This window comes from Novosphingobium oxfordense (genome assembly GCF_044029435.1).
GTDB lineage: Bacteria > Pseudomonadota > Alphaproteobacteria > Sphingomonadales > Sphingomonadaceae > Novosphingobium.
Map to the genome: position 1 here is coordinate 282,925 of NZ_CP147008.1, position 12,675 is coordinate 295,599.

A 12,675-nucleotide genomic window follows, 5' to 3' on the forward strand; every position below is an offset into this window, starting at 1 on the left:
TGCAAACCCCTTTCCAATAGGAGAAACGATGTCCGAATTGCTTGAAGCGCTCAGCGCGCGCCTGCTTGTGCTGGAAGACCGCGAGGCGATCCGCGAGTTGATCGCGCGCTATGGCCCGCTGGCCGATGCGGGCGAGGCGCAGGCATTGGCCGCGCTCTGGGCCGCGGATGGCATCTACGAAGTGGTCGGCTTCGCGCAGGCCCAAGGTCATGCCGCGATTGCCGCGCTGATAGAGGGCGAAACGCATCGCGCGCTGATGGCCGATGGCTGTGCGCACCTGCTGGGCCCGGTTGCGGTGGTAATCGATGGCGACACCGCCACCGCGCGGGGCCACAGCGTGGTGTTTCGCCATGCCCCCGAAGGGTTCGCGCCCTATCGCGTCTCCGCCAACCGCTGGACGCTTGCGCGCCGCGCCGAAGGCTGGCGGGTGGTTCACCGCCGCAATGCCCTGCTGGACGGCAATGCGGCGGCGCGCATGCTGTTGGCCCCCGGTCAGCCTGCGAGCTGACCACCGTCCACGGTGAATAGCGCGCCCGTAACCTTGCTGGCCTGATCGCTGGCGAGGAAGGCGAACATGTTCGCCACGTCATCCGGCGTGCAGGATCCATCGCGCAGCTTGGGCGCATTACGCATGACCAGCGACCAGTCGATGTCGCCTTCGGGCGGCGGCGTGTCGCGGGTCATCGGCGTTTCGACATGGCCGGGGCAGATCGCATTCACACGCACGCCCTTGGCGCCGTATTCGATGGCCAGCCCCTTGGTGATCGCCGCCACGCCGTGCTTGGAGGCGGAATAGGCGATCGTGTAGGCAATGCCCTGAAGCGCGGCGGTCGAGGCGGTGTTGACGATGTTACCGCCGCTTTTCACCAGATGCGGCAGCGCCGCCTGGCACAGCGCGAAGACGCTGGTGGTGTTGATCTTCAACAGCAGCTCGAAATCCTCAAGCGAGAACGTCTCGGACGATCCCCACTTGAGCATTCCGGCGATGTTGCACAGCACGTCCAACCCATCGCGCGCGGCCACTTCCACCAGTACGCGGCAGGATTGGAGATCGGTCGCGTCGTAAGTCTGGATCACCGGTTTGATCGCCATCATCGCGGCGGTCTCTTCGAGGCCTGCCGCATTGCGATCGCCGATGGTGACGTGCGCGCCTTCCGCCGCGAAACGGATCGCGGTGGCGCGGCCGATGCCCGATGCCGCGCCGGTAATCAGTACCTTCTTGCCTGCAAAGAGCATGGCCGTCTCCCGTTCTTGTTCTGGTCTTTGGCGCCTTGTCAGAACTTCACGCCGGCCGTCACCCCGAAAGTGCGCGGTTCGGGGAAATAGCCCACGACCATGCCGCCGAAGCTGGGGCCGAAGTCGATGAAGTTCGCCGGGTTGGCTTCCTTGGTCAGGTTACGCACGAAGACCGAAATCTCCGCCTTGGTGCCCAGCAGCGGCATTTCCGAAAGGCTGGCGCGCAAGTTGACGATCGTGCGTCCCTTGGACTGCGTGGTGTGCGCGTTCTGGTCGGACGGGTTGGTCGTCTCCAGGGCATAGGGGAAGGTGTAGTACTTCGCCACGTAGCTGAGATCGCCGTAGAGATTCAGCTTACCCCAGTCACCCCGGGCCACCCGCAGATCGACGCCGGCCGACGCCGTGACCTTCGGTGCATGCGGGAAGGCGCGGTTCTTGGCCACGTTGGTTTCCACGCCGTCCACCAGATCCATGAACGTCTTGTACTTGGGATCGAGCAGCGCCAGCGAACCGTTGAAGGTCAGCGCGTCGAAGGGATGGAACACGGTTTCGAATTCCAGGCCCTGGATGCGCGCCGCACCGGCATTGCGCACGATGGACGATGCGCCAAGGCCTGCGGTGAACACCGCCAGCTGCATGTTCTTGTGCTCGTCCCGGAAAGCGGAAACGTTGAAGATCAGGCGGTTGCCCAACGTCTTGGTCTTGATGCCCAGCTCATAGCTGTCCACCGTCTCCGGCTTGTAGGGATTGCACAGTTCCAGTGCGCCCGAAGGGCAATCCGGCGTCGGCGCCACGAAGACGTTGGTTTCGCCGTTGAAGCCGCCCGACTTGAAGCCGCGCGCATAACGGGCATAGACATTGACCTGATTGGACACTTCGTAACCCAGCGTGACGGCGGGCGTGAAGCTGTTGTACTTCGCATCGGGCACGCCGCCGTAGGGAATGTCCGCCACCACCACCGGAGAGGTGATGCCGTTCGCCGCATCGTAGTTGACGCGGAAATAGCGGCGAATGTCCTTTTCTTCATGCGTGTAACGCGCGCCCAGCGTCAGCTTCAGGCCCTGCAGCATCTCGTAATCGAGCTGAGTGTAGAGCGCGAAGGCGCGAGTGTGCGATCCGTAATCCGATTCAAGATCGGTACCGCCGCCGAAGTAGCTCTGCGGATTGGCCGTCTCCGCCTTCTCGCGGAAGAAGAAGGCACCGGCGGTGTAGGACAGGCGATCCGAAAGCGCCTTGCCCGTCACCTGCAGTTCCTGGCTGAACGCGTGATAGTCGGTGATGCGCTGGGTATAGGCGACCGGCAGCGGCGAACCGTCAAGGTCCAGCCCGTCCGAATACTTGAGGTTGCGATAGGCGGTGATCGACTTGACCGTGGCGTTGCCGAAATCGCCGGTCAGCGTCAGCGCATGGCCGTAAGCGCGTGTCTTTTCATAGACATCGGCATCGATCGACGCGGTCTTGACGCGATCGGGGTTGGTGTAGAGGTTCAGCGGGAAGTTCGCGCCCACGAATGGATAGCTGGGCGAGTTCGGATCGAAGATGTCGCGCGGATCGCCGTTCTCGTTCACTTGCAGCAGCTGCGAATACTGCGGCTTCTGCTTGTTGCGGCTGTAGTCGTAAGTGTAATCCGCCGTGATATTGTCGGCTAGTTCTGCGCGCACTTGCACCATGAAGCTGCCGCTGTTGATCGTGTCGGTCTCGTTCACCCGGGGCGAGCGCGCCGCCGGCACGTTCGGGATCGGGTTGGGAACGATGTCGATCAGACCGCCACGGCTGCGATACTGGCCGGAGAGCTTGACCGAGAAGATACCCATCTTCGGCAGGTCCAGCACGCCGCGATACTTCATCTCGTCATAGCTGGCATACGTCATTTCGATGGTGCCGCCCAGTTCGCCGCTGGGCTTGCTGGTCACCAGGTTGACGGCACCGGCCAGCGCATTGCGGCCATAGAGCGTGCCCTGCGGCCCGCGCAACACTTCCACGCGTTCCAGATCGGCAATGTCGAAGATCGAGCCTTGCGCCTTGGCGATGTAGACGCCGTCCAGATAGAGGCCGACCGCCGGTTCCCAGGTGATTGCCGGATTGATCGTGACCGAGCCACGGATCGAGATCTGCGAAACCGTTTTCGAACCCGGCGCGCGCTCGATCTTCATGTTCGGGGCGATGGTGCCCAGCTTGTCGATCGAATCGACGCCGCGGCTTTCCAGATAGGCGCTGCTCACCGCCGAGATGGCGATGGGAACGTTCTGCACGTTCTCCGAACGCTTCTGGGCGGTGACGACGATGTCGCCGATGCCGATTTCCATATCCTGCTTGGCCGACTGCGGCGCGGCAGCCGCATCCGCCGCATCCTGGGCGAAGGCCGGGACGGCGACGATGGACATGCTGGTGGCAAGGGCCGAGGCGGCCAGAAACCTTCTCACGATCATTCTCTCCCTGCACGCTTTCGCGTATCTGATTAGCTACATATGCATATGATCCATCGCATCATCTGGCAATCCATTTCTTGTTCGCGACGATATTTGATGTATTTTCTACGCAAACATAGATTCTAACGCCGTCACGATCCGGAAAATGGCAGCGGCATCGCTGTGATTCCTCGAAAAACCGGGCAGCGGTGCCGGAAGTGACGGGAGAAGCACGGGAGAGGTCATGGGAGACAGGAAAGCCGGCGCTGCCGAGGCGCCGCCGTTCGATTATGTGATCGTGGGCGCCGGAGTCGCAGGCTGCATTCTTGCCAATCGCCTGTCCGCCGATCCCGGCTGCCGCGTCTTGCTACTGGAAGCGGGCGGCAGTGACGCCAGCCCGCTGATTTCCGCGCCCGGCGGACTGCTGCCGATCATGATGCGCGGCAGCCATGCCTGGCGCTACATGTCCGCGCCGCAGCGCCATCTTAACGATCGCTCGCTCTACCTGCCGCGCGGGAAAGTGCTGGGCGGCGGCTCCTCGATCAACGGCATGACCTATGATCGGGGGTTCCATTCGGACTACGATCGCTGGGCAGCGGAAGGTTGCGACGGCTGGTCGTTTGCCGAGGTGCTGCCCTATTTCCGGCGACTCGAAAGCTATGCCCCGGCCCGCGATCGCTGGCATGGCGCCGATGGCCCGATAGACGTGACCCGCGCCGAGCAGGACCATCCATTCGCGCGTGCCTTCGTCGAGGCGGGACAACAGGCAGGCTATCCCTTCTGCGCCGATCTCAACGGTGCCGCCCGCGATGGCTTCGGCCCCGTGGACCTCACGGTCGGACGCGGGCGTCGCTCTAGCGCCGCTTCGGCCTATCTGCGGCCGGTCCGCCATCGCCCGAACCTGACGGTGCTTACCAATGCCACGAGCCTGCGCCTGGACATCGAGGGGAAGCGAGCCGCCGGCGTGACCTATCGCCGGGATGGCACCCAGCAACGCGCCGTCGCGCGGCGCGAAGTGATCTTATGCGCAGGCGCCATCAATACGCCGCAACTGCTGATGCTCTCCGGCATCGGCCCGGCCGAACACTTGCGCAGCCACGGAATCGCCGTGCAGGCGGACTTGCCCGCCGTCGGCCGCGATCTTCAGGACCACCTGGCCGCGCATGTGAAGGTGCGATCGACCAAGCCCTGGTCGATGCTGCGCTATCTCAACCCCGTCTACGGAGCAGCGGCCATGGCGCAGTACCTTGCGCTGCGGCGCGGCCCGCTGGCCGATCCCGGCATGTCGGTGGCCGCGTTCGTCCGTTCCGACCCGTCGCTGGCGGAACCGGACATCAAGATGCTGTTGGTGATGGCGCTGTTCGCGGACAATGGGCGCAAGTTGGAGCCGAGCCATGGCTTCTACGCCCATATCAATGTCGCCCGACCGGAAGCGCGCGGCAGCGTCTCCCTCGCCAGCGCCGATCCGGGCATGCCGCCGGTGATCGACCAGAACTACAATGGCACCGAAAGCGACCGCCGCGTCATGCGCGAAGGCATCCGCATCGCCCGCCGCGTGTTCGCCCAGCCTGCTTTCGACATCTGCCGGGGGGAGGAGATCGCACCGGGCGTTGCCGTGGAAAACGACGCCGATCTCGACGCGCATGTCCGCGCCCATGCCGAAGCGGATTACCATTCGGTCGGCACGGCGCGCATGGGCCGCGATGAGCGCAGCGTAGTCGATCCAGACTTGCGCGTTCGCGGGTTCGATGCGCTGCGCGTGGTCGATGCCTCGATCATGCCGCACCTTGTCGGCGGCAACACGGCCATTCCCGTGGCGATGATCGCGGAGAAGGCGGCCGACATGATCCTGGGCAATGCCCCCCTTCCCGCAGCCAAGCTTATCGGAGAACACGCATGAAAGTTCAGGCCATGGTCTGCCACGCGCCCGGCGCGCCGCTCGTCCGCGAAGAGCTGGATCTCGCGCCGCCGGGCGAGGAGGAAGTGCTGATCGAAATCATCGCCAGCGGCCTGTGCCATACCGACCTCAGCCAGTTGCAGGGCAAGGCGGCGCCCTATCCGTTTCCCATCGTGGTCGGGCACGAAGGCGCGGGCATCGTGCGCGCAGTGGGCGCAAAGGTCACGTCAGTCGCCGTGGGCGATCATGCCATCGCGCTTGCCATCGGCGAATGCGGCGCCTGCGCCAATTGCCTTTCCGGCAAGACCAACCTTTGCGAGATGTTCCTGGCGGAGATCGCCACGCAGCCCACGCGCTTCTCGCTGAACGGCAAGCCGGTCTCCGCCTATTCGGGCGTGGGTTCGCTGGCGCAGTTCGTGGTCATGCATGAGCGCAACGTCGCCCCCATCCGGCCCGACGTGCCGCTGGACCTTGCCTGCACGGCGGGCTGCTGCGTGGCGACGGGCGTGGGCGCCGCGCTCCACACCGCGCATGTCCATGCCGGGGCCAGCGTCGCGGTCTTCGGGCTGGGCGGAATCGGCCTCAACGTCGTGCAGGGGGCGCGGCTCGCCGGGGCTACGACCATCATCGGCATCGACGTCAATCCCACACGCGAAGCACAGGGACAGCGCTTCGGGCTTACCCATTTCATCGATCCCACATCGGCCGATCCGGTCCAGACGATCCGGGCCATCACCGGCGGCGGGGCAGACTATGCCTTCGAATGCGTCGGCAAAGCCCAGCTGATGCGGCAGGCGTTCGATTGCACGCGGATCGGTTGGGGCTGCTGCGTGGTGCTGGGGGTTCCGCCCGATGGCGAGCGACTGGAACTCGTTCCGTTCGACCTGCAACTCGGCCGTTCGGTGAAGGGATCCTTCATGGGCAACGTCAAGGGCCGCAGCCAGTTGCCCAGCCTGCTGGATCACTATGCAGGCGGGCGGCTGAACCTCGACGATCTGGTGACCCATCGCCTGCCGATGGACCGCGTGAACGAGGGGTTTGCGCTGATGCAATCGGGAGAGGCGCTGCGCGTCGTCGTCAGCTTCCGCGACCGGGAATGACATGCCCCCGGAGTCTCCTCCGGAGGCATGGGATGAGGCTACGCGCTACTGGCGGGGAGAATTGATGTTCCCGCCATCCACCACGATCTCTGCCGAAGTGACGTAGCTGGCTTCGTCGGAAAGCAGGAAACGGATCACGCGGCCCACTTCTTCCGGCTCGCCGAAGCGGCCCAGAAAGATGCGCCGCTCGAACACGCCCGGTAGCGCGGCCTTGGCGGCGGCGATGATCGGCGTATCGATCTGGCCGGGGCTGACCGTGTTGATGCGGATGCCATCGGCGGACAGTTCATCCGCCATCGAACGCACCAGAGAGATCACCGCGCCCTTTGCGGCGCTGTAGATCGGGATCAGCCCGCTACCCAGCGTGGCATTGATCGAAGAGAGCGCAACCACGCTGCTGCCCGGCAAGCTGCGCATATCCGCGCGAAAAGCCTGCACCAAACTGACGATCGCCCGCACGTGCAGCGCGATCCCGGCATCCCACAACGCGGGCGTCACCCCGTCGATCCCGGTCACTTCGGCGGTCCCGGCCGAGTGGACCACGCCGCCTACCGGGCCGAGCGCGCCGCGGGTGGTTGCAGCGGCGGCCAGGATCGCTTCGGGATCGCGCAAATCCACCGCCTGCCCGATCGCCTTGACGCCGAACGCCTCCGCAATCTCCTGGGCGGCAGCGGTAGCGCCGGCCTCATTGATGTCCCACAGCGCAACCGGGCGACCGACTGCCGCCAACGCCCGCGCACTGGCAAGGCCGATGCCGGAAGCGCCGCCGGTCACGACCACCGGGCTGGACGGCGCGCCCAGCTTCGGTTCGAAATCCTGTCTATTCATGTCTCTCCCTTTCGATCTTTTCAGCCCATTCCGGGCGCGCCGGGCACGCCTTCGTAATAGGCGCCGACGATCATGCCGCCATCCACCACGATCTCCGCGCCGGCCAGATAGGATGCCTCGTCACTCGCCAGGAACACCGTTGCGGCAGCCACTTCTTCCGGCGCGCCGACGCGTTGCAGCGGGATATTGCCGAAACGCTCGTTCACCTTGTCGCGCGCGGCGCCTTCGTGGTTGGTCATCACCGTATCGACGCCGCCCGGATGGACCGAGTTCACGCGCACGCCCTTGTGGCCCAGTTCCATGGCCGCCACGCGCGTCAGCCCGCGCACACCCCACTTGCTGGAGGCATAGGCAGACAGGCCGTTCGCGCCCTTCATCCCGTCCACCGAGGACACATTGACGATGGCCCCCTTGCCGCGCGCCACCATGCCCGGGGCGACAGCCTTGATGCCCAGGAATTCGCCCACCAGATTGACGTCCAGCACGCGGCGATAGTCGGCCAGCGAAGTATCCAGGAGCGTCGCGAAGTGGAGAATTCCGGCGTTGTTGACCAGCACGTCGACCGGATCGAAGCGTGCCTCCACACCGCGCACCACTTCTGCCCAGTTGTCTTCGCTCGTCACGTCGAGGTGGCAGAACATCGCTGCCTCGCCCAGTTCCTCCGCAAGCGCCTTGCCCGCATCGTCCAGCACATCGGCAATCGCCACTTTCGCGCCTTCCGCGACAAAGCGGCGGCAAGTCGCCGCCCCCATGCCGCGCGCGCCGCCGGTGACGATCGCAACTTTGCCTTCAAGCCTTCCCATCATTGCAATCCTTCATTTTCCAAATCGTGTTTTACCGCCACCATGTCCGTCTCGTAACGGCGCATCCGCAGCGCTTTTGCGACCAATCCCGGCGGAACCGGCCCCGGATCGTCATGCCCGGAAAGCCAGAACACCGCGTCGGCGGGAAACGCCGCGTCCCGGCCGACGATAACATCCAGCGAGACGCCTGCCCGATCCCGCGCAAGCGCCTCCGCCCAAGTCATGGCGCGGTCTCGCTCACCCTCGATCAGCACGGCAAGACGCCGCTCTTCCCCATCCGTCACGGGCCCGGCCGAGAAGAGATGCGCCTCCACCCGCGCCGGCACGAGGCGCGCGTGATCGAGGAAATTCTCCTCATCCGCGCGCACGATCGCCGCGTGCGGCCCCTCCATCACCCGCACCGGGCCGAGGGGATCGTCGACCATGAATTCGGAAATCGTATCCCAGTCGAACGCCTCCCCCTGCTCCACATGGTTGCGCGCATAGCCGACGAAGGGGAACAGCCGCGCAGCCAGCGGTGCATGGCGTTCCTCGTAATAGCGCTGGAAGAAAGCGCGGTCCCGGTCTGGCCGGTGCGCCAACAGGCACAGCGTTCTGATCATTGCATTCTCCGCAGGTTAAAGCCGGCACGGAAGGGGGCTTACCGTGCCGGCCAGCGTGCGACCTTGCCTATTTCACCAGCATCACTCGCCGCCGAAATGGTACTTCAGCCGCACGCCGTACATGCGCGGTTCGCCATAGAGCGTGGCGCGATAGAGCAGCCCGGTGTCCTGATAGACGTCGGAATTGCTGATCCGGTACAGATTGTTCGTCAGATTGGTGCCGAACAGGCCAAGGTCGAAATTGGTGCCCGCCACGCTTTTCCAGTCGAGCGAGGCGCTGAGCAGTCCGAAAGCCTCAAGATAGGCGCCCGGCTGGTTCTCCGGCAACTGCACCGCCTCGGTATATTGGCGCGATGTGTGCGAGAAGTTCACGAAAAGCGTCAGCGTGCCCAGATCGCCGCCAAGGTCATGATCTGCAGAGGCGTGAATGCTCCAGATATACGGTGCGGTATACTGGAAATCGAGGCACGAACTGTCGGCAATACCGGTTCCGCCATAGGCCTTTGGCAGAACGTAGCCGTTGCACGCCATGATCGGCGTGTTCGTCTCGAACTGATACTTGGTATACTTCGCATCGGTATAGCTGAAATTACCGCCGATCTCCAAACCGGGGAACGGCCGCATGGATGCTTCCACTTCCACGCCGTTGATCCGCGCATCGGCATTGTTGGTCCGCGCGCCGCCCGCATTGGTCGCAGGGTTGTAGTCGCCCGTGGCGCGCTGGATGTCCTTGTAATCGACATGATAGATCGACGTGTTCAGACGGAACGGCACTTCGCCCAGGAAGAAGTCCGACTTCACGCCGGCTTCATAGCTGGTGACCTTCTCCGGCTTAAACGTGCGCGTGTTCTCGAAGACTGCATACTGGTTGAAGCCGCCCGCCTTGTAGCTGTGGCTTACCTTGGCGAAAACCAGCACGCTGGGCGTCACCTTGTAGTCCAGCCCCACCGTCCACGAAGGCGCCTTGGTGCGCAGCGATGCTTCCAGCCGGCAAGTATCCGCCGCGGTCGCGAAGTCCACCAGCGAGCTGTCCGATCCGCAGACCGCCTTGGTCGGATCGAGGGTGGAGCGCTGGTACTGGGACGCGAAACCGTCGATATGATCCCAGGTATAGCGGAATCCGCCGGTCAACCGGAGGTTGTCCAGCGTGGGCGTCAGCGCGCCCAGATCCAGCGTCGCCTGCGCGTAGAGCGCCTTGGACTTCGTGCTGGTGCCATAAGTGTTGTAGCCCGCCTCGCAGAAGCCGGTGTAGAGCGCCGGGCAATAGACGATGGCGCGCGATCCCTGCGGGCCGTCCGGCTTCTGGTCGTAGTAGAAGCCGCCCACGGTCCAATCCAGCTTGCCGCCCAGCGTCTTGCCCTGGAACTGCAGTTCCTCGGTGATCTGGCGCATGTTGTCGCGCGGCAGTTCGCTGTCCAGCGTGGCGTTGGTATAGGTCACCGGATAGCCCAGCACCGGCATCGTCACCACACCGGGCGCGGGTACTACGCCCGGATCGGCATCATGCTGCTGCAGGATCGAGGCATCGCCATCGTAACGGTAGCCCAGCTTCAGCTTTTGGTAGCTGAAGATGTTCCGCAGCGTGATCGTATCCGAAAGATCGATCGCGGTGGTGTTCGTCACGCCCCAGGTCACGGTGCGCTGGAACACGTCGGTAGAGAACGCCGTCTTGCGCGGGCCCAGCGCCTCTGCATTGGCAGTGACCGCGCGGTAGACGTCGCAAGGCACGCCGATGGCGCCCGGCACATCCGGCGGATCGGCGCAGAAGCCGCGGCTCTTCAAGGCATCGATATTGAATCCACGATTGACCAGCCCGGCGCCGTTGTTGTCCGACTTCGAATAGTACGCCATCGTGTAGTTCTCGATGCTGTCCACCGGGCGCAAGGTCAGTCCTACACGGCCGGTGTACCAGTGCTCGTCATCGCGATCCTTGTTGAAGGTCACGTCGCGGGTAAAGCCGTCGCGATCATGATAGGCGCCGGCCACGCGCAACAGCACCTTCTCGTCGACGATCGGCAGATTCACCGCGCCTTCCAGATACTTGCGATCGTAATTGCCGAACTCGCCCTTGATCCAGCCGCCCAGCAGTTCGCCCGGCTTCTTGGGCACCAGCAGCACGGCGCCGCCGGTGGTGTTGCGGCCGAACAACGTACCCTGCGGCCCGGCCAGCACCTGCATGCTCTCAAGATCCAGGAAATTGCCCGGACCACCCTGCTGGCTGAGCGTCAGTGCACCAGGCAGCGGCACTTCGTTCATGTAGACCACGACGCCGGGGGACGCCTGAAAAGTCGCGCCCTGCCCGCGCAAGGTGAAGGACATGGAATCGCGCGAACCCTGCCCATTGGGTCCCACCACCAGCGAAGGCACGCTGGCTTGAAGGTCCTGCTCCTTGGCGATACCCTGCTGCTCCATGCGATCGGGCGAGATTGCGGTGATCGCGATGGGCACGTCCTGACCGCGCTCCGCACGGCGATTGGCGGTGACGATGATTTCGGCAATTCCCTGAGTTGCGGGCGCCGCCTCCGCCGCAGCCGGTGCGGCCTCTTCCGCATGGGCCGCCAGCGGCACCGCCAATGCCACCACGGCGGCACTGGCAAGCCAGCCTCCGCCATGATGCCAAGGCCGGCCGATAGAATAGTTCTTCTCCTGCTTCACGATCGTCTCCCTCTCCAATCGACATCGTAAATCGCTGCCCGCGCCGTTGTGGCGTCGAGCCGGGAGAGGTACGCAAACGCCTTCGTCCGCAGGCCGGGGGTGCTGCGGTCCGATGGCGCGTAGCCTGCGTGATTGCCGGTGGTCTCCCGCGCACGATCATGGCGGAAGGCACGGACGGCACCCTTTCCCGAAACTTCTTATCTTTGCTTCGGGATCAGGCTACCACTTACGCAAAACGCCATCAAGATGATATTTAATTTGATATTTGCGGATTAGTTTTTCGATTGAATACGCATATCAAAGCGCGCAATTCCGCCGTCTTACACCCCGAACCCACCCGAGACGGAGATCGACTGCCCGGTGGTGTAGCCGCCCTCGTCGCTCGCGAAGTAGACGCAGGCATGGCCGATTTCCGCCGCCGTGCCCCAGCGCTTCAGGCAGAGCAGCTTGTGCGTTTCCTCCACCCATTCCTGGTCGAACTGGCCTTGTTGCGTAAGTTCGTGAAGCTGGCCGGCGTCGATCACGCCCACCAGCACCGAATTGGCGCGGATACCGAAGCGCCCTTCTTCCTTGGCGATGCCCTTAACCAGTTGTTCGTTGGCGCCCTTGACCGCCACCGACATTCCGTCACGCGCCGGCCACCAGTCGTGCCCGGCCGAACCGAGCGTGACGAAGCTGCCGCCGCCCTGTTCGCGCATATGCGGGATAACCGCCTGCGCAGCGGCAAAGAAGCCGTGGACTTCCACTTCGAAGGCATGGCGCCATTCGCCGATCGGAGTCTCGGCCAGATATCGCTGGTTCACCAGCGGCCCGGCGCCCCAGATCACCGTATGGATGCGGCCATGTGCCGCAATCGCAGCATCCACGGCGTCACGCACTTGCTGCGGATCGGTGACGTCCGTCTTGTGCGTGCTGGCCTTGCGGCCCTGCCCGGCCGCATAGGCTGCAACGCTCTCGGCCACTTCTGACTTGCTGCGATAGACCACAGCCAAGTCGCTGCCCGCATCCGCAAAACAGCGAGCGACGCCCTGCCCAATTCCTCCGCTGCCGCCGAACAGCAGCGTACATCCCGCTGGAAACGATGCCACGGGTTCTCTCCCTTCGATATTCTTGTGATGAAGCGACGGCCCGCGCCCCTTGCGGGAT

10 protein-coding genes are annotated in these 12,675 nt (G+C 64.1%); 3 read left to right on the forward strand and 7 right to left on the reverse strand.

Annotated elements, in window-relative coordinates; translation table 11 throughout:
* Nucleotides 1-28: 28 nt before the first annotated feature.
* Nucleotides 29-508: a nuclear transport factor 2 family protein gene (locus tag WBP07_RS24250; protein ID WP_395397643.1), complete on the forward strand. Its 480-nt coding sequence runs from the start codon at nt 29-31 to the stop codon at nt 506-508.
* Here the strand turns inward: WBP07_RS24250 and WBP07_RS24255 are convergent.
* Entirely contained in the window at nt 493-1,236 is a 744-nt protein-coding gene (locus WBP07_RS24255; protein ID WP_395397644.1) for an SDR family NAD(P)-dependent oxidoreductase, read from the reverse strand. The two genes, WBP07_RS24250 and WBP07_RS24255, sit on opposite strands and share 16 nt — an antisense overlap.
* Nucleotides 1,237-1,274: 38 nt before the next feature.
* Nucleotides 1,275-3,665, reverse strand: coding sequence for a TonB-dependent receptor (locus WBP07_RS24260; RefSeq protein ID WP_395397645.1), 2,391 nt, complete (start codon nt 3,663-3,665; stop codon nt 1,275-1,277).
* Between the two features lie 223 nt (nt 3,666-3,888).
* Between WBP07_RS24260 and WBP07_RS24265 the strand changes: the two genes are divergently transcribed.
* Both WBP07_RS24265 and WBP07_RS24270 read left to right on the forward strand, forming a co-directional pair.
* Nucleotides 3,889-5,544: a GMC family oxidoreductase gene (locus WBP07_RS24265; RefSeq protein WP_395397646.1), complete on the forward strand. Its 1,656-nt coding sequence runs from the start codon at nt 3,889-3,891 to the stop codon at nt 5,542-5,544.
* Nucleotides 5,541-6,641 carry a zinc-binding dehydrogenase gene (locus WBP07_RS24270; protein WP_395397647.1) on the forward strand — a complete coding sequence of 367 codons (1,101 nt, stop codon included), beginning with the start codon at nt 5,541-5,543 and terminating at the stop codon, nt 6,639-6,641. The genes WBP07_RS24265 and WBP07_RS24270 overlap by 4 nt, the downstream gene beginning before the upstream one ends.
* A 45-nt stretch (nt 6,642-6,686) precedes the next feature.
* Here the strand turns inward: WBP07_RS24270 and WBP07_RS24275 are convergent, their stop codons facing one another.
* The 5 genes from WBP07_RS24275 to WBP07_RS24295 form a co-directional block, all read right to left on the reverse strand.
* Nucleotides 6,687-7,469: an SDR family NAD(P)-dependent oxidoreductase gene (locus WBP07_RS24275; RefSeq protein ID WP_395397648.1), complete on the reverse strand. Its 783-nt coding sequence runs from the start codon at nt 7,467-7,469 to the stop codon at nt 6,687-6,689.
* A 20-nt stretch (nt 7,470-7,489) separates the two neighbouring features.
* Nucleotides 7,490-8,275, reverse strand: coding sequence for a glucose 1-dehydrogenase (locus WBP07_RS24280; protein WP_395397649.1), 786 nt, complete (start codon nt 8,273-8,275; stop codon nt 7,490-7,492).
* Complete coding sequence (locus WBP07_RS24285) at nt 8,272-8,874, reverse strand: EthD domain-containing protein (protein ID WP_395397650.1); 603 nt, start codon at nt 8,872-8,874, stop codon at nt 8,272-8,274. The genes WBP07_RS24280 and WBP07_RS24285 overlap by 4 nt, the downstream gene beginning before the upstream one ends.
* 81 nt (nt 8,875-8,955) lie before the next feature.
* Nucleotides 8,956-11,529 (reverse strand): TonB-dependent receptor, encoded by a 2,574-nt coding sequence (locus tag WBP07_RS24290; protein ID WP_395397651.1) that lies wholly within the window; start codon nt 11,527-11,529, stop codon nt 8,956-8,958.
* 320 nt (nt 11,530-11,849) lie between these two features.
* Nucleotides 11,850-12,617 carry an SDR family NAD(P)-dependent oxidoreductase gene (locus tag WBP07_RS24295; RefSeq protein WP_395397652.1) on the reverse strand — a complete coding sequence of 256 codons (768 nt, stop codon included), beginning with the start codon at nt 12,615-12,617 and terminating at the stop codon, nt 11,850-11,852.
* Nucleotides 12,618-12,675 lie beyond the last annotated feature (58 nt).